This is a genomic window from Nocardia violaceofusca NBRC 14427, assembly GCF_963869435.1.
Lineage (GTDB): Bacteria > Actinomycetota > Actinomycetes > Mycobacteriales > Mycobacteriaceae > Nocardia > Nocardia aobensis.
In genome coordinates, this window is the sequence record NZ_CAWMPM010000013.1 from 43,958 (window position 1) to 62,438 (window position 18,481).

Sequence of the window (18,481 nt, forward strand, 5' to 3'; positions counted from 1 at the left end):
ACGAAGTCGATGGTGCAGGCTGCCGCCGGGGTCGCACCATGTGCCCGAGTCGCCGGTTCGGCGGCGGCCGGTGTGCTCCAGCACACACCACGGGTCGCCGGCTTTCGTACCATCGACTCATGCCAACCCTGATCGGACCGGCCGCGAACGGGTCCGAGGCGGTCGCCCGCACCTTGCTCGCGGGGGTCGACGACCTCACGTGCGAACTGGTCGGGCGTATCCGCACCGGAGACCACGCCTACGCGGAGATCACCGCTGTACCGGAGGCCCTGCTGCGCGCGGCCGTCCACGACAACCTGGGCGCGGTCCTCGGCCAGCTCGCCGGTGCCGACGGGCGGCGCCTGCGGGCCGCCGCCGACGTCGGCCGCACCAAGGCCGAACTCGGGGTCCCGCTGGCCGCGCTCCTGCACGCCTATCGGCTGGCCGGTCGCCTGATCTGGGAACGCTCGCTCGCCACCGCCGGCGGTGACGTCATGCTGCCGGCGCTGGGTTCGGAGATCCTGCGGCTGATCGACGATTATTCGAGTGCCGCCGCCAACGCCTACACCGGCTACCTGGCCGAGCGCGCCGCCCGCGCCGACGCCGATCGCCGCGCACTGCTGGACACGCTGTTCCACGGCGAGATCGACGCGGCGGCGATCGCGGAGATCGGCCGGACATTGCATCTGCCGCGGACCGGTCTGTTCGTCGCGGTGTACGCCGAATCCGGTGTCCCGACCCTCGACCCGCTACCGGGTGCCGAGCGCCGGCTGCGCGTGGCCTATGTGAATTCGGCATGGCAGCAGGACACGGGAACCAGTATCGGGCTGATCAGCCTCGGCAGTCCGCGCGCGCTGGAATCGTCGCTGACCCGGCTCCGGCAGATCGCGGCCGGCCGGGTCGGCGTCAGCCGCACCTTCTCCGCCTTGACGGGTACGGGTGCGGCTGTGCGCGAGGCCGAACTCGCCGCGCGCTGTGCCCGCCCCGGCACCTCGGCCGTCGTCAGCTACGGCAGCGCATCGGTGCCCCTGGTGCTGGCCCATGCGCCCGACGCGGCGCGCGCACTCGCCCACGACATCCTCGGGGCGGTGCTCGAGCTGCCCTGCGAGGACCGGGACACTCTGCTCGACACTCTCGATCTGTGGTTCGACTGCGGCGGCTCCAATACCGAAGTGGCGCAACGCCTCAACTATCACCGCAATACGATCCATCAGCGGCTGCGCCGCATCGAGACATTGACCGGGCGGCGCTGCTCGGACCCGAAATCCGCCGCCGAGCTGTACCTCGCTCTGCGCGCGATCCGGCTCGAGTCCTAGCCGCGGCCCCGCTCATCCCCAGGTGGCCTGGTCCGGCACGGTGGAGGTGAAGATCACGTAGAAGTGCTGGCCCGGCAGCAGTTCGTTGATGTCGTGCCAGCTGCCGGCGGGATCGCGCTGGTAGTAGTGCTCGATGCCGGTGCCGTCGTCGTAGCAGACGATGCCGGCGGTGCCGAACGGACTCCAATACACCTCGGCGCCCGGTCGCTGCGGCTCCAGCGGGGTACGGAACTGCTGGCTGCACGGTGTGATCACCGGATGGTAAATGCTGGGTTGGGCGGCCGCGCCCGACGCCAGTGCCGCGAGTCCCGCGGCCGAGATCGCGGCGGCGGTGAGTACGCGGCGGACGGTGAAATTCGGCAATTCTGCTCCTCGCCGGTCGGAAAAGAGTTCACTGGCCTGTGTCGGCAACCCTACGGTCTCCCTCGTGTGATGAAAAAGTGGTTTGGCAGGCCGCGATCGGGGTTTTCGGTAGTCAGCTGTGATCTTGGGGGAACGAGGAGTGAGCCGCATGCCGAGTAACAGAGATTCCGTATTCGTCGACGATGAAGCCGTGGCCTCGATGCCTGCCGAACAACCGGCCGCAGTGAGCTGGCCGGACCCCAGCCCCCTGGATTCGTGGTGGAACGACATCATGGGTCTGTCGGCCGACCCGCCCCGCCCGAACGCGTAGCCGTCTATCGCAGATCGTCGGCTGCGGGATTCGCCGCCAGGCGCAGTGCGACGACAACAGTGCGAACGAATGAATCCTCAGTGGGGGTGGCCGGGTGAGGGCTCCGCGCCGCGTCCCTCGCGGCTGCCCCGGTAGGCGCTGCGCCGGATGCGAGTGATGAACCGCGGGGCCAGCGCGACGCCCGGCGGATGGTGCAGGGTCGGGTCGACGGCGTCCTCGGGAGGTGGGGCGGCGGTTTCGGCGGTGAGCCGCAGATTCGCGAACGGTTCTTCCGGTCCGTTCAGTCGCGCGGCGGTCAGCGTGAAACCGAGGCCGTGTGTGGTCGTGTAGTCGCGCAGCGTCGCCAGGGAGGCGTCGGCGGGTTGATCGGCGTCCGGCCGGGCGAATATCCACTGCGGGGCGCCGCCGTCGAACCGGTAGGCCATCAGCGTCCCGTAGGTCGCGTGGCGCCACGACGGGACGGGTATCGCGAAGAATCGGGTCAGCGTGCCGGTGGGTGTCGACGCCAGGGCGAGGTCCCAGCGCCCGCCGGGGGTCCGCACGCGCAGACCGATTCCCACGGCGTCGGGCACACGTCCCGGCATGCCGAGCGCTTTGGACAGCCGGACCTCGACGTCGCGTTGTCCGTCGCCGAAATACCTCTCGAAGGCCGGGGCGGGGCGCAGGTGCCCGCTGAACCAGAGGCCGTTCGGATGGAAGACGCGGGCGCGCCGGACGCGGGCGACCAGCTCGAACGATTCCTCGACCAGGCGTTCGGCTTTCACATCTTCGCTTTCGTCGTGACGGTCGGGTGGGGATCGGCGGAAGCCGACATCTGGCCGGTACCCCGTCACGGCCGAGGTATTCGCGCGACCCGGCTCAGGATTCGTCGCGGGCGTACGGGAAGGGAAGAACCTGCGTGGCCTCGGGTCCGCCGCAGGTGTGGGTCAGCGTGAACACCACCGCTTGCCCGGGGCTGAGGGTTTTGTATCCCGGCATGTCGATCGTGCGGTAGTCGACGAAGACCGCGTCGCCGGTGGCGCTGGTCAGGTAACCGAACCCCTTCTCGGCGTTGAACCACGCCACCTGCCCCCGCTGCCAGTCGGGCAGCGTCTCGTCGACCTGCGTGAGGTGCGGATCCGGATGGGTGCTGTGCTCGGCGGGAACAACGGCGGGGGTCCAGGTCACGGTCATGCGCATGCTCATTCCGGTCGCGGTGCGGGTGGGCAATCGGCCGGCGACCGGTTTCCCGGCGCCGCCACCCGCGATACCCGCCCGCACCGAGATCAAACAATCACCTGGCTCCGCGACGGTACCTGCGTGCGTTGGTGCCGGTAGATGTTGATGTGCGGGGTTGAATCATGTTGCGGCGGAGTTGGATTCAGCATCACACCGTCGGTTGTGCAGGGAAGGAGCCGCTCGAGCCCGCGAATCGACAAAACCGTCTCAACCCCTAGCGATCGTGGAGCCACAAGAGGAGACTCCATGGTGGAGGGAACGCGACGCCTGGAACGCACTCACATCGCCGTAACGCGAAACATGGTGGTGTGCCAACGTTTTGGTGTGGTTGTCGGTTCCGTGCGCTGTTGCGTCGTCTGCCCTCGGGAGCACGATTCATTCGGCTGGTCGCTCGCATGTAGCCGCCTGTGGCCGCCGGGCCGGGCATCAACCGGAAACGCCGCATGTGAGGGAGTGTCGAGATGAAAGCGCTTGTGTACGACGGACCACGTCAGGTCCATGTGAAGGATGTGCCCGATGCGAGGATCGAGCAGCCGACCGATGTGCTGGTAAAGATCACCAGCACCAATATCTGCGGATCGGATCTGCACATGTATGAGGGCCGCACCGATCTGGAGCCCGGGATGGTCCTCGGTCACGAGAATTTGGGGATCGTCGCCGAGGTGGGCAACGCGGTGGTCAAGGTCGCGACCGGCGATCGGGTGTGCCTGCCGTTCAACATCGGCTGCGGTTTCTGCCGAAACTGCGAGGAAGGTCTGACCGCGTTCTGCCTGACGGTGCACCCGGATCCGAAGATGGCGGGCGCCGCATTCGGTTTCGCCGGAATGGGACCGTTCTGGGGTGGACAGGCGGAGTATCTGCGGGTGCCGTTCGGCGACTTCAACTGTCTGCGGCTGCCTGAGGACGCCCAGGACAAGGAAACCGACTACGTGATGCTCTCCGACATATTTCCCACCGGATGGCACTGCACTCGCCTGGCCGACATGCAGCCCGGTGACTCGATGGTGATCTACGGGGCCGGGCCGGTCGGTCTGATGGCGGCATACTCGGCGATGATCCAGGGTGCGAGCAAGGTGATGATCGTCGACCGTCACCCCGACCGGCTGCGGCTCGCCGAGCAGATCGGCGCCATACCCATCGACGACTCCACCGGCGACCCGGTCGCGCAGGTCCTCGATCAGACCGACGGACGCGGCGCCGACAAGGGTTGTGAGTGTGTCGGGTACCAGGCGCACGACCCGCAAGGTCACGAAGACGCCGCGATGACGATGAACCGGCTCGTCGACTCGGTGCGCTTCACCGGCCACATCGGCGTGGTCGGCATCTTCCTGCCGCAGGACCGAAACGGCCCCGACGAACTCGAACGCCACGGCAAGATCGCCTTCGACATGGGCAAATTCTGGTTCAAGGGGCAGAAGGTCGGTACCGGACAGGCCAACGTCAAGCACTACAACCGGCAGCTGCGCGACCTGATTCACGAGGGCCGGGCCACACCGTCCTGGATCGTCTCTCACGAACTCCCGCTGGCCGAGGCCGAGTCCGGCTATCAGCATTTCGATGCCCGGGACGACGGGTGGACCAAGGTCGTCATGCATCCGTGAGGCGTCCCCCGGACCGAGAGGAGCACAACCATGGCAACGACAGGGAGCGGGTCATGACAGTGAACCAGACTTCGGTGTCCCTCGATGATGCGCAGCGGATGATCGCCGCCGGCCGGGCCAAAGCCGACGAGATCGAGTCGCCGTCGAACATCGCGGTGGTCGATGCCGGCGGCAACCTCGTCGCCCACGTGCGGATGGATGGTGCCTGGATCGCCAGCATCGACATCTCGATCAACAAGGCGTTCACCGCGCGGGCGCTCGACATCTCGACCGAGGACCTCGCAGCCGACGCTGGTCCGGGCGGGCAGTTCTACGGGATACACGCCTCCAACGGGGGGCGCATCATGATCTTCGCCGGCGGTGTGCCGCTGCGGCGCGACGGTCGGGTCGTCGGCGCGGTCGGCGTCAGCGGTGGCACCGGAGAGCAGGATAAGACCGTCGCCGAGGCGGCCGTGGCGGCGATGGCCACCCGCCGGACCGCCGACGCGTAGTTCCGCGCCGGCGGTCCGTGGAGGTGGCTACGTCAGCCGGCCGGTGCCGGTTCGGGTGCGGTGAACAGCTCCGCGATCGTGGGATCGACCGCGTCACGGACCCGAATCTTCTTGGGCAGCAGGCCGTTTGCGTGCAGCAGGTCGGCGGCGTGCTGTTGTTCGTCGAGGAACTGCCCGGTGACCGGGCCGAGGCCGAACGGGCGGCCGCGCAGCGCGGCTTCCCAGGCGTCCAGGTCGGCGGTGCCGCCGCGGGCGACGATATCGTCGACGAAGTATTGTGCTGCGGCGCGGGGGTTTTCGGTGATCCAGGCGTCGGACTCCCGCAGGGCGGTGATGATCGCTTCGAGCGCCGGGCGGTGGGCTTCGGCGAAGTCGCGGCGGGTGAACCACAGCGAGGGGTGGCTGAAGACGGATTCGGTGTCGACGAGGGTGTGCAGCGGGGTGGCGGCCTCCACGGCGGCCAGGCCGGGATAGGCGCCGACCCAGGCGTCGAGGCTGCCGTCGAGCAGCAGGGCGCCGCCGTCGTGCACGTCGGTATCGACCGGTTCGATGTCGCCCCAGCCCAGACCCGAGCGCTCCAAGGCGAACAGCAGCAGCGTGGTCTGCCAGGAACCGTGCGCGATGCCGACCCGCTTACCTTTCAGGTCGGCCACCGATTCGATGCCGTTGCCGGCCTTGGTGACCAGCCGGCCGTTCTCGATGCGCGGTCCGGAGATGCCGACGTAGACGATGTCGCGGTCGTTGCCGAGCGCGGTGATCGGCGGGGTGAAGCCGGTGCCGATGAAGTCGTAGCCGTCCGCGTCGAACAGGTAGTCCGAATGTACCGACGGCAGTGCGGTTTTCACGTCGGCGCGGGGCGGCTGCGGCAGGGTGCGCAGGTCCACCCATTCCACGTCGGGCAGTGCGCGTTCCAGGATGCCGCGGTGACGCAGGACGAACAGCGAATTGTTGTGCGGGAAGTAGCCGACACGAACGGTCATGGGGTTGCTCCTCGGGAAAGTATGGAAGGGGGGTCAGATCAGCCCGCGACGGCGGGCCTCGTCCGCGAGGCCGGTGCGCCCCCACTGCACCGCGAGGTTGGACTTGTCGAATTCGACGGAGCCGCCGAGCGTTTCGGCGATCGCCTGGTACTGCGCGCCCTCCTCGAGCAACACGACCAGCTTCGCCAGCTCCAGCAGTCCGCCGCGCCCGATGACGTTCGCGCCGCCGTTGGCCTCGAAGATGGCGATGAGGTCGGGGTCGCGGGTCAATTGACCGAGGATGAAATCGCCCGCGCCGATGCTGCGATCGATATGCGGCGGGATCTCCCGCGACAGGGTCAGTCGCTGCACGGCGGCATAGCGGATCGGGAAGACGCGGTGCGTCTGCGCCCAGCCACCCAGCCAGGGGCTGTGCACGTGCACCACGGAAGTGATCTCAGGGTGCGCGCGGAACACCGCGGCGTAGCCGGTGACGAAGCCGGCGGAACCGGTGCCGGACAGTACTTCTCCGTCGAACGTGGCGACCACGGGTCGCACGGTGCGGTCGTCGGCCCAGGGGCCGGGCTCGTTGAGCGCTACCGCGATATCGTGGCCGGGCACGCGTTCGACGAAGTTGACGGTCCCGTTGCCCGCGACGGTGCCGGTTTCGCGGAACACCCGGAACGCCTTCTCGGCGTCGCGGGTGGCGGCGGCGACGAATTCGGTGACGGTGTCGTCGAGCCGGATTTCGGTGGTGGTCACGATTCTCCTAGTGGGCGTGCGTCAGTGCGGGGGTGGCCTCGGGTGCGGTCAGACGGGAGCGGCCGAGCAGCGGCAGCACTTCCTCCCCGACCCGATAGGCCTCTTCCAGATGCGGGTTTCCGGCGAGGATGAAGGCGTCGACGCCGAGGTCGATCAGTTCGTCGAGGCGCTGGGCGACCTGTTCGTAGCTGCCGACCAGCCCGAAGGCGGGCCCGCCGCGGATCAGGCTGAAACCGCACCAGACGTTGGGTTGCACCTCGAGATCCCGGTAGCCGGTGATGGTTTCGGGGACCCAGCCCTTGATCCGCGCCGCTCCCACCGAATCGCCCTGGGCGGCGCGATTGGCGGCCTCGCGGTCGACGAAGGCCCAGCCCTTGCGGATCTCGTCCCACGCGGCCTCTTCGGTGTGCCGGGCCAGGATGTCGATGCGGACCGCGAATTTCGGTGTGCGGCCGATCTTTTCGGCATGGGCGCGAACGCCGTCGAATTTGGCGCGCAGGTCGGCGAAGGGCTCGAGCCAGGACAGGTAGTAGTCGGCGTGGCGTCCGGCGGCCTGCACCGCGGCGCCGGAGGACCCCGAGAAGTACACCTCCGGGAACGGTTGCCCGGCCAGGCCCGGCGGCAGGGCGGCGGCCTCGGTGTGGAAGAACCGGCCGTCGTGGGTGTACGGCCGCCCGTCCCACACTCCGCGCAGCACGTCGAGGAATTCGCTGGTGCGGGCGTAGCGGTCGTCGTGGGAAACCTTGTCGCCCCACCACAATTGGGCCGGGCCCCCGCCGCCGCTGATGATGTTGTAGACGAGCCGCCCGCCGGTGGCGCGCTGCAGACTTGCCGACATGCGGGCGGCCTGCACCGGGTGCAGGAAGCCCGGCTGGAAGGCGACCATGAAGCGGTAGGTGGTGGTCTCGCGGGCCAGCGCGGCGGCGAAGGCCCACGGATCCTCGGTGACCGGGAACGAGGGCAGTAGTCCGCCCAGGAATCCGGCGGATTCGCTCGCTCGCGCGACCGCGGCGACGTGATCGATATAGCTGTAGCCGTCGAGTTCACCGCCGCGCACGGCCGGGGCGATATTGCCCGGACCGTAGCCGCCGGCGTTGCCGCGGTTGTGGCGGCGCGGGGTGCGCAACGAGGCGTGGTCGCCTTCCATACCGATGCGCCAGTAGATGTCGATCGTCACAGCGCGACCTCCTTCAGGGTGCGTCCGGCCGGATCGGCGAGGAACAGCAGATGCTCACCGGCGCGGTGTATCTCCTCGATGTGCGGATGCCCGGACAGCACGATGGTGTCGAAACCCGTTGCGGCGTATACCTGCAGCTGCCGGGCCACCTGCTCGTAACTGCCGACCAGGCCGATGGCCTGCGGATAGCCGAGCAGGTCGAATCCGGCCCAGCGGCCGTCGCCCAGAGCCAGCGATCGCGCGCCCGGCCCGTCCGGGCGTACCTCACGCCATTGCCGTTCCGCACGCGCCCACGCCTCGTCCTCGGTCTCGCGCGCGATGACCGGGATCTCGAGTCCGGCGCGCACGGTGCGACCGGTCTCGCCGGTGCGGGCGCGCAACGCGGCCAGTTGTTCGGCCGGGCCGTCGGGGGATTCGGTGAACACGTGCACATCACCGTGACGCGCCGAGAGATCCAGGGCCTCGGGTGAGGTGCCGGACAGGTACACGGTCGGGAAGGGCAGGCCCGACAGCACGCCGCGGAAACCGCCGTCGATCACGTCGTAGAAGTCGCCCGCGAGATCGAATCCGGTGCCACGGAACCCGGCCGCCGGCACCGCATCGTGGTTCCACACACCACGTGCGACGGTGAGGAATTCCGCGGCGCGCCGGTAGCGGTCGGCGCCGGACACCCGGTCGCCGCGCGAGCGCGCCTCCGCCTCGTCGGTGTCGACCGCCAGTCGCCAGCCCAGCCGCCCCGCCGACAGGCGCTGCAACGTGACCGACATCTTCGCCGCGTAGACGGGAGTGCCGAAGGCGGGCTGGAATTCGACGATCACCCGGCTGTGCCGGGTGGCGCGCAGGGCGCCGCCGGCGACGATCCAGGATTCCTCGCCCAGCGGGTCGTAGGGCGCGAGCACGCCGTCGAGTCCGGCCAGTTCGGCGGCGTCGATCACCTGGTGCAGGTCGTCGAAGGGGCCGAAGCGGCCGGGGCGCACATCGGTGGGTTCACGATCCGGCGCGCGATCCCCGCTGAGCCCGCTCGCCGGGGTGGGCGCCGGATCGCCGAAACCGCCACGATGCCGCAGTTCCGGTCGCGCGCGGCGGCCGTCACCGCGGCTGGGCAGCCGCCACAGGTATTCGGTCATGCCGCCGCCCGTCCGGCCGCGACCAGCTCCCGCGCCCGGGCCAGCGGCTCCGGCGCGACCCACGATTCGAGATCGAAGTCGGTGGCGAGGAAGCCGTGGGTGTAGAGGAACTGTTTCTGCACGCCCAGCAGCTCCAGCCGTTCTTCGTCCAGGCTCGGATGCAGGTTGCGGTGGAAGTCCTCGCCGTAGGCGGCCACGACTCCGGCGGGGCCGGACAGGGTTTCGCGTTGCAGCACCGTGCGGACGCCGTCGAGATTGTCGCCGGCCCAGTCTGCGGCGCGCAGACTCTGCGCGAGGAAGTCGACCACCACCTCGGGCCGGGTGTCGAGTAGTTGCTGATGCACGGTGATGGGGCGCGGGGTGCCGTTGTTGACGCGCAGCCGCAAGCTGTCGGTGGCATCGAGGTCCACCGCCACCCGCAGGCCGTGCTCGGCGGCGACCTCCTGGGCCCGGGCGCCCTTGACGTAGATCGCGTCCACCTCGCCGCGCAGCAGCTCCTCCGCGCCCCAGGTGACGCGGCGATCGCGCTGCTGAACATCGGTGCGCACCTGCGGATCTCGTTCCACGGCGAGTTCGACCACGGTGACATCGGCGAGGGTCAGACCGCCCAGCCGCAGCGCGTTGCCGAAGCCGTGCAACGCCATGGCGCGCGGGAAGCTGCGGGCCTGATCCTGCGCCCAGGCCGGAATACCGACGCGCAGACCGGCCAGATCGGTGGGCGAGGCGACCGGGGAATCCGGGCCCACCAGGATGGCCTGCGATTCGTCGATCCAGGTGAGGCCGATGAGCCGGGTGGGCGAGCCGGCGGCGCGGGCCGCCAGCGCGGGCACATTGCCGCCTTCGCGCACCAGGCCGGCCAGCCCGTGGTCGAAGTGGAATCCGGCCAGTTCGGGTCCGGCGTCCTGCAGGACGCCGAAGGTGAGGCCGCCGCGCTGCGCGGCGTCGCCGAGCCAGCCCAGGCTGTGCGCCAGACCGCTGGCGGTCGGGACGGGGCAACGGGTGTACCAGAGGGTGTTGTCGGTCATGAAAAGCTCCGTGGTTCAGGGAATCCGGTGGTGGTCGGTGGTGTGGCCGACGCCGAGTTCGGCGAGCAGAGCCGCCTGATAACGCAGGGCGGCGGGGTCGGTGCGGTCGCGCGGCCGCGGCAGATCGATATCGATGTCGACGGCGAAACGGCCCCGGTTCAGGACGAGGACCCGGTCGGCCAGCCGGACCGCCTCGTCCACGTCGTGGGTGACCATCAGCACCGCCGGGCGATGCCGCGCCACCAGGTCGCCGACGAGGTCCTGCATCTGCAACCGGGTCAGGGCGTCGAGTGCGGCGAACGGTTCGTCCAGCAGCAGCAGTTCGGGCTCCCGGACCAGTGCGCGCGCGAGTGCGGCGCGCTGGGCTTCGCCGCCGGACAGGGTGGCGGGCCACTGCCGTGCCTTCTCGTCGAGTCCGACCTCGGCGAGGGCGCGCAGGCCCGCCTCCCGGACCGGCTTGGAACGGCGTTGCCCGACAACGACATTCGCCAGCACCCGTTTGGACGGGATGAGCCGGGGCTCCTGATACACGGTGGTGCGGACGGCCGGAACCAGCACCTCGCCCGCATCCGGAGCCTCCAGGCCGGTGAGCAGTCGCAGCAGCGTCGTCTTGCCGGTGCCGCTGGGCCCGAGCAGCACCACGAACTCGCCGCGGCGGATGCTCAGATCCACACCGTCGAGAACAACCTTGTCGCCGAAGGCTTTTCGCAGTCCGGTGATGTGCACGGCCAGCGGTGCGGCGGTCCGGGTTTCGTCCACGGCGGTCATCGGATCGCCACCTGCCCGCGCCACGGCATCGCGAAGCGTTCGATCAGCCGCACCGCGCCGTCGAACACCAGGCCCAGGACGGCGTAGAGCACGACGCACAGCACCATGTAGTCGGTGCGGTTGTATTCCTGCGCGAGGGTGACCAGATAGCCCACGCCCTTGCTGGTGCCGACCTGCTCGGCCGCGATCAGGCCGGTGATGCTGATGGACAGGCAGACTCGCAGCGCCATGAGGATGCCGGGCAGTGCCGACGGCAGGATCACCTCCAGCACCAGTCGAGGACCGGTCAGCCCGAAGCCGCGGGCGGCCTCCACCACCTTGCGGTCCACATTGCGCACGCCGAGGTAGGTGTAGGCGTACATGGGCGCGACGGTGGCGACCGCGATGAGCAGCACCTTGTACAACTCGTCGATGCCGAACCAGGCGATGAACAACGGCACCAGCGCGAGGAACGGGACGGCGCGCACGATCTGCATCGTCGAATCGACCAATTCCTCACCGAGACTGGTCAATCCGGCCGCCAAGCCGAGCAGCAGCCCGGCCGAGACGCCGAGCCCCACCCCCAGCCCGGCGCGGACGAAGGAGGCGAGCGCGAAATCGACCAGCTGACCGTTGTGCACCAGTTCGGTGAACGCCGACCAGACCTTCGGCGGGCCGGCCAGCACCTCCGGCGACAGCGCGCCGGTGGCCGACCCGATCCACCAGCCGGCGAAGATCAGCACCGGGAGCAGGAAGCGCAGCGGCACCGAAAGCCATGCGGGTCTGCGTTTCTCGACCCGGCTGCGCGGCGGTGCGAGCCGGCCCGTCGATGCGGCGGGAACGATGACGGCGGTCATGTCAGCGGCCCGTTTTCAGCGCGGCCAGCTGGTCGGGGGTGAGCTTGGCCTTCAGGTCGTAGAAGATGTCGGCGGCGGTGATCTTGCGGCTGATCACACCGTTGCCGGCGAACAGGTCGACCACGTCCGCGAGGTCGGTGGCATCGGATGCCAGTGGCAGGCGTGGCACGGTGGCTTCGCTGTCCACCCGGATCGCGTCGGCGAGCCGGGCGCCGGTCAGCGCGCGCGGGCCGGTCTGCTCGAAGACGTTCTCGAACGCGGACGGATTGTCGTGCTGCTGAATGGTCAGCCCCTGCAGCACCTCCAGATATTTGGCCGCGACCTCCGGGCGCTTGTCGAGGATCTCGGTGCGGAAGACCACCACCGTGTTGTCCTTGGAGCCGATGCTCTGTTCGGTCGCGATCTCCACACCACCGTTGGCCTTGGCCTCCTGATAGGGCACCAGGAACGAGGCCCAGGCGTCGACCTTGCCGGTGGCGAAGGCCGAGGCGGCGTCCTTCTGCTGCAACGGCACCCGCGTCACCTTGTCGGCCGGCACGCCCGCCTGGGCGAGGGCCTTCAGCAGGATGTATTCGCCCTTGCCGGCCGGGTTCACCGCGACGCGCTTGCCGACCAGTTCGGCCACCGAGTGGATGCCCGATTCCTTGGTGGCGATGATGCCGCTCTGGTCCTTACCGGCCGGATCCTGCACCGCCACGATGCGGACCGCGACATCCTTCGACAGCGCGCCCACGACCGGGCTGAACGCGGCCCCGGAGATATCGAGTTGCTTGGTGTTGAACAGCTTGAGCATGGAGCTGAAACCCGGTGTGGTGTTGACCCATTCGACCTTGGCGCCCAGGGGAGCCAGGGCCTTGTCGAATGTGCCGTCTCGTTTGGCCACCGCGAGCGGACCCGCGTTGCCCGGATCGGCCACCTTCAACACCAGCTGCGATCCGGCTCCGGATTCGGACGCGGATCCGGAGCCACACGCCGCGACCAGAGCGACGACGGGGGCGAGCGCGAGCGCGAGTCGCCAACCGTGTGGCCTGCGCGTGCGGAACATCGTGGAGCACCTCTTCCGAATCGGGAACCGAAGTCGAGTGATATCCAGCGACAGTAGGGACGGACGGACCTCGTTACGAGGTAATGCTTTCCGAGGATCGGAAGGCTTGACGAAACCTCGGCTCCGGGTGTATTCCGGCGCACGAGTCCTCTGTACTGGCCAATCAGCTTGATCGAGGCGACTTTTCGCGCAGGGTGATCCGAATTCGATGCGGGTTCGCTTTCCGAATAATGGAATGAAAGAGGGGGTGCGGGCCTGCTTCCTGTGTTACCGTCCCCGGCGTGGAAGCCTCCGGAGTGCAGACCGTCACCCGCGCGCTGTCGGTCCTCGACTGTTTCCGCGACGGCGACGAACGCGGCGTATCGGAAGTCGCCCGTCAGCAGGGCCTGGCGGTGAGCACCACTCACCGCCTCCTCACCGCGCTGGTGCAGGCGGGCTTCCTGGAGAAGGACGAGGCCTCCAGCCGCTATCGCATGGGCGGCGCGCTCGCCGAATACGGTCAGATCGCCTACCGCCAGCACCGCATCTATCTCGCCGAGCCGAGCCTGGAACAGCTCGCGGCCACCACGGGCGCCAGCGCGTCGGTCGCGATCCGCCACAGCATTCATGCCGTCCTGCTCGGCACCAGCCGCTGGCGGGAGACCGACGGACATCGGCTGATGGGAGTCCGCCTGCCCCTGCACGCGAGTGCGCTGGGCAAGGCCCTGCTCGCCTGGTCCGGGGCCTCCGACGAGGTCCTGGCCACCCTCTCCTACGACGAGGGCACCGCCCGGTCGGTCTCCTCCCCGGCCGAACTCCGTGCCGAACTGGATCGCACGCTCGCACGCGGTTACGCCTACAACGACGAGGAGCTGGACCCCGGCTTCCGCACCATCGGCCTGCCGATCCTCACCCGGGACGGCGACTGCCGCTTCGCGCTCGGACTGCGCGGGCCCACGGCGCTGATGATCCCCGAGCGACTCCCGCTGTTCGTCGAGCTGGCCAAGGTGACAGCCGCCGACATCGCCACCCGCTTCGAGGCCGGCTGAGCGGATCTTCGCCGAACCGCTGCCGGTGCGTGCCGAGAGCGCTATCGTCGCTGCCAGGTCGCCTTTGCCCATTGATTGCCGGTCGTGTGCATCTGCCCGCCGGCGCAGCGATGAAGGGACACGCCATGAGAATTACCCGTTTCGCGCAAGCCGTGTCGATCGTGTTCGCGCTGATCGCCGGTTTCGTCGTGGCGGCACTCGGACCCGCAAATGCCCAGTCCATGCCGACGATCGTGCTGGTGCACGGTGCGTTCGCCGACACCACCAGCTGGGATGCGGTCGCCGGGAATTTGCGGGCGCGGGGCTACCCGGTGGTGGTGCCCGAGAATCCGCTGCGCGGACCCGCGTACGACGCCGCATCGGTCGAGAAGACCGTCGCCGGCATCTCCGGCCCGGTGGTCCTGGTCGGCCACTCCTACGGCGGCGCCGTGATCACCAACATCCACAATCCGAACGTGCGGGCGCTCGTGTTCGTGGCGGCGTTCGCGCCGGCGCAGGGCGAGCCGGTGGCGCTGGCGCTGGACCCGATCCGCTTTCCCGGCAGCCAATTGCTGCCGCCCGCACTGCAGATGAAGATCGTCGACGATCCGACCAACGCCGTCGGCCGCAACCTCGACGCCTACATCGCCGACGCGTCGTTCCATCAGGTGTTCGCTCCCGATGTCAGCGATGCGACGGCGGCCACCATGCTCGCCCACCAGAAGTCCCTCGCGGTGTCGGCGAATATCGAGCTGTCCGGGCAGCCCTCGTGGTCGAGCACGCCTAGCTGGTATCTGGTCTCCGCGAACGACACCGTGATCCCGCCCGCCGCGCAACGGTGGATGGCCGGCCGGATCGGCGCGCATACCAGCGAGGTGCAGGCGTCGCACGTGGCGCTCGTCTCACAACCCGACGTGGTGGCCGATGTGATCGCGTCGGCGGCCTCGACGACCTGAGGATCAGCGTTGTCTGCGCTGCCGCTCCCGCAGCACATGGGACCGCAGGCGGGAGAATCCCTTGACGCGCACGCTGCGTAGGTGACGCAGGGAGAATTCGGTGTCCCCGGCCAGGGCCGCGGCCGCGCCGTCGTCCACGAGCACCGTTCCGGGGCGGGCGACGCCGGTCAGCCGGGCGGCGGTGTTGACCACGGTGCCGTAGAGATCGCCGAAGCGGGTCAGCACCGGCCCGTAGGCCAGGCCCACCCGGATCTGGGGCATCTCCGAAATCGTCTGTGCCGCCCGGCCGATCGCGATGTGCAGGTCCAGCGCGATGCGCGCGCCCCGGTGCGGATCGTCGACGGCGAACATCACTTCGTCGCCCACGTTCTTGATCACCCAGCCGCCGTGGGCGGTGATGGCCTCGGTGGTGGCGGTTTCGAACGCTTCCAGCAGATCGGTCAGCTCGTCGGGGTCCAGGTGTCGCGACAGCCGGGTGTAGCCGGCCATATCGGCGAATCCGACGAGTAATTGCCGTGCGGCGCCGTCGGATTCGAGGGATCGGGTCAGCGCCGCGGCCAGATGCCGCCGCCACGCGTACTGCTGCAGATCGGTGAGCACCTCGATGGCGTGGGCGGTGGCCTCGGCATCGGTGCCGGCGCCGAGTTCGCGGGTGATCAGGTCCGCCTGCCATTCGGCCAGTCGCGCCATCGACTGCCCGAGGGTGCGGGCGGCGGCAATCTGGTTCTGCTCGTTGACATTCGAAGCCGGGCCCAGTGCGCAGAAGGTGCGGACCGCGGCGACGTCGGCGTCGGTGAACGCCGCTTCGTCGTCGCTCGCCGCGGCCGGGAAGCCCAAGGCGATCCACAGTTTGCGGGCGTTGTCGACCGAGACACCCGACAGCTCGGCCACCTGAGCGCGGGTGTAGCGGCGGGGGCCACCGAGAAGAGTTGTTTCGACCACCGCGTCGACCACGTCGGTCGACTCACCAGACTCGCTCACCCGGCAAGTACAGCACATCGCGGCACGGATGCCACCGCCGTCGCCCGCGACGGATTCGACCGAAACTTCTTGTTTGAGCCTCCGAGTCGCGGATACCCAGGGCGGCATGGTTCATACGGAAGCTGCGGAGACGATCATGAGCACCGATACCACTGCTGCCTCGACCCGTTCCGCCACCGCTCGCGACGACGGTGGCCGCAATTCCTATGACGGGATCGAAGATTCGTTCCGTGCGCTGGCCGAACTCGAGGCCACCGACCCGCGCCGCGCCCGGTTGCGGGAGCAGATCATCGCCGACTGCATGCCGCTGGCCGCTCACATCGCCCGCCGGTACGAGGGCCGCGGCCAGTCGCGGGAGGATCTGCAGCAGGTCGCGAACCTCGCGCTGGTGCTGTCGGTGGACCGTTACGACGTGTCCCGGGGCGCACCGTTCCTGGGCTTCGCCGTGCCGACGATCATGGGGGAGGTGCGGCGGTACTTCCGCGACAGCGGGTGGGCGGTGAAGGTGCCGCGCCGGATGAAGGAACTGCGCGCCCGCATCTCCCAGCACAGCCTGGTGCTGTCCCAGCAACTCGGTCGCGAGCCCAGCAGCCATGAACTGGCCCGCGCTCTCGACGTCCCGGTCGAGGAAGTCGTGCAGGCGACCGTGGCGGCCAACAGCTACCTGTGCGACTCGCTCGACGAAACCCAGTCCGCCGAGAGCGACAGCCCCACGCCGCTGGGTGCCCGGCTGGCGGTCGACGAACCGCGCTACGAGTTCACCGAGGACGCGATCACGGTGAAACCGCTGATCGAGGCCCTGCCCGAGCAGGAACGCAAGATCTTGATCCAGCGCTTCTACGAGAGCAAGACCCAGTCCGAGATCGCCGCGCTGCACGGCATCTCGCAGATGCAGGTCTCGCGGATCCTCAGCCGGGTGCTCTCGGGGTTGCGCGAGCAGGCTCTCGCCGAGCCCGCGCGCCCCCGGCATCTGCGCGCGGTGGCCTGACCTCCTACGCGAAATTCGCCGTGATCCAATCCGCCGCCGCCGTGGTCCAGGTGACGCCGGTGCCCGGCATGTCGTGCGCCGGGTACAGCACGTGCTGACCGTCGGGATACGGGGTGAGGTAACCGATCACGCCGTTGACGGCGGTGGCGAAGCGTTGCAGGTTGGCCACCGGATTCGACATCAGGAACTGCAGCAGCTGCGCGAAGATGAGATAGCTCGCGTTGCCGAAGCGGGCGCCCTCGACGAACGAGAACGGTGAGATTCCCACGTCGATGATGCGCAGCGGCGAGTCGGCCGGGGAGGCGGTGATGATGTCGCCCGGGTTCGCGTACTCCCGTGTCGCGACCGCCGCGGGCCAGGTGCCGTGTTGGCCGTGCAGGCCGAAGGTCGTGGGCGGGCACAGGTTGTTCACCGAATCGCCGGCCTTGCGCAGCGGGTTGGCGATGAAGACGGCGAAGGCGATCTCGAGCGGGCTGCCGTCGGTGTTGGTGTACTCGCCCCGGGCCACCCCCTCGAGTATCCGGCTCGCACAGATGCCGCCGAGCGAATAGCTCAGCAGCGCACAGACGTTCGGCGACTGCTGGATCGCCTCGACGCCCGCGGCGATGCCCAGCCGGACCGAGGTGTCCAGCGACGGCCCCCACAGATTCGGATCCGGCCCGACGGAGGCGGGCCAGTCGGGTTCGAAGAAGCTGAAGCTCTCGGTCGAGAGCAGATCGGTGACCGCGGCCAGCATCCCCGCAGGGCTGCCGTCCGCGTTCCGGGGCTCTCCGGTTCCTCGCAACGTGATGATGTCGATCATCGGGTTCTCCTTGCCCGCGACGAACTTCGACGGATCTTCCACGGTCGGCCCCGAACCGAGTACGGTCGGGAGTTGTGAAAAGAAGGCGGATGGCGTGGTGGTCGCTCACCGCGGCCGCGGCTGTGACCGTCGCGGGCTGCGGATCGGACCAGTCGGCGCCGGACACTCCGAATACGAGCGCGGCCCCGGCCCTGCACGTGGGTTCGGTACCTTCGAACGATGGTACTCCGCCCACCCGTGCCGCGAATGCCGTTGCGCCACAATGCCAGACATCCGATCTCGCGGCCGCGCTGGGGCCCTCGAACGCCGCCGCCGGAACTGTCGCATTTCCGATCGTGTTCACCAACAACGGTTCCGGCTCGTGCGTCCTGGAGGGTTTCCCGGGGGTCTCCTATGCAGCCGGCCCCGACAGCTCGCCCGTCGGCGCCCCGGCCGCCCGCGACGGGAGCGCGCCCGGACCGGTTCAGCTGGCACCCGGCGGCCAGGCGTCGGCGCTGGTGTTCGCGGTCGACGTGCACAATATCCCGGCTGACCAGTGCGGGCCCGTCGACGTGCCGGGACTGCGAATCTACCCGCCCGACAACACCGTATCGCTGTATCTCGACCGTGCGGCGACGGCGTGCGGTAACGGACAAATGACTACGCACCAGTTGCGGGTCCGCGCCCTCGTGCCGGGCGCCGAGGGGCGGTAATTCGATCTTCCACGGGTTTCGTTGGGACACCGTCGATTACGACGCGGTCACGAGAACCGCACTATCGATGACGAGACA

21 protein-coding genes are annotated in these 18,481 nt (G+C 68.9%); 8 read left to right on the forward strand and 13 right to left on the reverse strand.

Going from position 1 to position 18,481, the window contains the following annotated elements; all coding sequences use genetic code 11:
* Nucleotides 1-119 precede the first annotated feature (119 nt).
* A complete protein-coding gene (locus tag AC5592_RS12115; RefSeq protein ID WP_051025097.1) occupies nt 120-1,295 on the forward strand; it encodes a PucR family transcriptional regulator in 1,176 nt (391 codons plus the stop codon).
* Between the two features lie 12 nt (nt 1,296-1,307).
* Here AC5592_RS12115 and AC5592_RS12120 read toward each other — a convergent pair whose 3' ends face one another.
* Nucleotides 1,308-1,658: a hypothetical protein gene (locus tag AC5592_RS12120; RefSeq protein WP_036505578.1), complete on the reverse strand. Its 351-nt coding sequence runs from the start codon at nt 1,656-1,658 to the stop codon at nt 1,308-1,310.
* Nucleotides 1,659-1,806: 148 nt separating this feature from the next.
* Between AC5592_RS12120 and AC5592_RS12125 the strand changes: the two genes are divergently transcribed.
* Complete coding sequence (locus AC5592_RS12125; protein WP_157121778.1) at nt 1,807-1,968, forward strand: hypothetical protein; 162 nt, start codon at nt 1,807-1,809, stop codon at nt 1,966-1,968.
* 77 nt (nt 1,969-2,045) lie between these two features.
* Here AC5592_RS12125 and AC5592_RS12130 read toward each other — a convergent pair whose 3' ends face one another.
* Both AC5592_RS12130 and AC5592_RS12135 read right to left on the reverse strand, forming a co-directional pair.
* On the reverse strand, nt 2,046-2,732 hold the full coding sequence (locus AC5592_RS12130) for a hypothetical protein (protein ID WP_063064234.1): 687 nt from the start codon (nt 2,730-2,732) through the stop codon (nt 2,046-2,048).
* A gap of 94 nt (nt 2,733-2,826) precedes the next feature.
* Complete coding sequence (locus AC5592_RS12135; RefSeq protein WP_305080238.1) at nt 2,827-3,228, reverse strand: cold shock domain-containing protein; 402 nt, start codon at nt 3,226-3,228, stop codon at nt 2,827-2,829.
* 419 nt (nt 3,229-3,647) lie between these two features.
* On the opposite strand from AC5592_RS12135, the gene AC5592_RS12140 reads away from it, so the two are divergent.
* Nucleotides 3,648-4,787 (forward strand): glutathione-independent formaldehyde dehydrogenase, encoded by a 1,140-nt coding sequence (locus AC5592_RS12140; protein WP_063064235.1) that lies wholly within the window; start codon nt 3,648-3,650, stop codon nt 4,785-4,787.
* Nucleotides 4,788-4,840: 53 nt separating this feature from the next.
* Nucleotides 4,841-5,278: a GlcG/HbpS family heme-binding protein gene (locus AC5592_RS12145; RefSeq protein ID WP_036505576.1), complete on the forward strand. Its 438-nt coding sequence runs from the start codon at nt 4,841-4,843 to the stop codon at nt 5,276-5,278.
* Between the two features lie 32 nt (nt 5,279-5,310).
* On the opposite strand, the gene AC5592_RS12150 is transcribed toward AC5592_RS12145, so the two are convergent.
* From AC5592_RS12150 to AC5592_RS12185, 8 genes are read right to left on the reverse strand one after another with little or no spacing between them, the layout of a single operon-like run.
* On the reverse strand, nt 5,311-6,258 hold the full coding sequence (locus AC5592_RS12150; RefSeq protein WP_063064236.1) for an ABC transporter substrate-binding protein: 948 nt from the start codon (nt 6,256-6,258) through the stop codon (nt 5,311-5,313).
* A 33-nt stretch (nt 6,259-6,291) separates the two neighbouring features.
* Nucleotides 6,292-6,999: a class II aldolase/adducin family protein gene (locus AC5592_RS12155; protein ID WP_036505574.1), complete on the reverse strand. Its 708-nt coding sequence runs from the start codon at nt 6,997-6,999 to the stop codon at nt 6,292-6,294.
* A 7-nt stretch (nt 7,000-7,006) separates the two neighbouring features.
* Nucleotides 7,007-8,176, reverse strand: coding sequence for an LLM class flavin-dependent oxidoreductase (locus tag AC5592_RS12160; RefSeq protein ID WP_036505573.1), 1,170 nt, complete (start codon nt 8,174-8,176; stop codon nt 7,007-7,009).
* A complete protein-coding gene (locus tag AC5592_RS12165) occupies nt 8,173-9,303 on the reverse strand; it encodes an LLM class flavin-dependent oxidoreductase (RefSeq protein WP_063064374.1) in 1,131 nt (376 codons plus the stop codon). The genes AC5592_RS12160 and AC5592_RS12165 overlap by 4 nt, the downstream gene beginning before the upstream one ends.
* Nucleotides 9,300-10,328 carry an ABC transporter substrate-binding protein gene (locus tag AC5592_RS12170; RefSeq protein ID WP_063064237.1) on the reverse strand — a complete coding sequence of 343 codons (1,029 nt, stop codon included), beginning with the start codon at nt 10,326-10,328 and terminating at the stop codon, nt 9,300-9,302. Before AC5592_RS12170 ends, AC5592_RS12165 begins: the two co-directional genes overlap by 4 nt.
* A gap of 15 nt (nt 10,329-10,343) precedes the next feature.
* The gene (locus tag AC5592_RS12175; RefSeq protein ID WP_036505594.1) at nt 10,344-11,096 is read right to left on the reverse strand and encodes an ABC transporter ATP-binding protein; all 753 of its coding nucleotides are present in this window, start codon (nt 11,094-11,096) and stop codon (nt 10,344-10,346) included.
* Nucleotides 11,093-11,932, reverse strand: coding sequence for an ABC transporter permease (locus tag AC5592_RS12180; protein ID WP_063064238.1), 840 nt, complete (start codon nt 11,930-11,932; stop codon nt 11,093-11,095). Before AC5592_RS12180 ends, AC5592_RS12175 begins: the two co-directional genes overlap by 4 nt.
* A gap of 1 nt (nt 11,933) precedes the next feature.
* A complete protein-coding gene (locus AC5592_RS12185; protein ID WP_036505570.1) occupies nt 11,934-12,977 on the reverse strand; it encodes an NrtA/SsuA/CpmA family ABC transporter substrate-binding protein in 1,044 nt (347 codons plus the stop codon).
* 281 nt (nt 12,978-13,258) lie between these two features.
* Between AC5592_RS12185 and AC5592_RS12190 the strand changes: the two genes are divergently transcribed.
* Nucleotides 13,259-14,005 carry an IclR family transcriptional regulator gene (locus AC5592_RS12190; RefSeq protein ID WP_036505569.1) on the forward strand — a complete coding sequence of 249 codons (747 nt, stop codon included), beginning with the start codon at nt 13,259-13,261 and terminating at the stop codon, nt 14,003-14,005.
* 125 nt (nt 14,006-14,130) lie between these two features.
* Nucleotides 14,131-14,940 carry an alpha/beta fold hydrolase gene (locus AC5592_RS12195; RefSeq protein WP_036505593.1) on the forward strand — a complete coding sequence of 270 codons (810 nt, stop codon included), beginning with the start codon at nt 14,131-14,133 and terminating at the stop codon, nt 14,938-14,940.
* A gap of 3 nt (nt 14,941-14,943) precedes the next feature.
* On the opposite strand, the gene AC5592_RS12200 is transcribed toward AC5592_RS12195, so the two are convergent.
* On the reverse strand, nt 14,944-15,921 hold the full coding sequence (locus tag AC5592_RS12200; protein ID WP_036505568.1) for an adenylate/guanylate cyclase domain-containing protein: 978 nt from the start codon (nt 15,919-15,921) through the stop codon (nt 14,944-14,946).
* Nucleotides 15,922-16,057: 136 nt separating this feature from the next.
* Here AC5592_RS12200 and AC5592_RS12205 point away from each other — a divergent pair, with 136 nt between their 5' ends.
* Complete coding sequence (locus tag AC5592_RS12205; protein ID WP_036505592.1) at nt 16,058-16,909, forward strand: SigB/SigF/SigG family RNA polymerase sigma factor; 852 nt, start codon at nt 16,058-16,060, stop codon at nt 16,907-16,909.
* 4 nt (nt 16,910-16,913) lie between these two features.
* Here AC5592_RS12205 and AC5592_RS12210 read toward each other — a convergent pair whose 3' ends face one another.
* Complete coding sequence (locus tag AC5592_RS12210; protein WP_063064375.1) at nt 16,914-17,711, reverse strand: hypothetical protein; 798 nt, start codon at nt 17,709-17,711, stop codon at nt 16,914-16,916.
* 89 nt (nt 17,712-17,800) lie between these two features.
* On the opposite strand from AC5592_RS12210, the gene AC5592_RS12215 reads away from it, so the two are divergent.
* The gene (locus AC5592_RS12215; protein ID WP_063064239.1) at nt 17,801-18,403 is read left to right on the forward strand and encodes a DUF4232 domain-containing protein; all 603 of its coding nucleotides are present in this window, start codon (nt 17,801-17,803) and stop codon (nt 18,401-18,403) included.
* Nucleotides 18,404-18,481 lie beyond the last annotated feature (78 nt).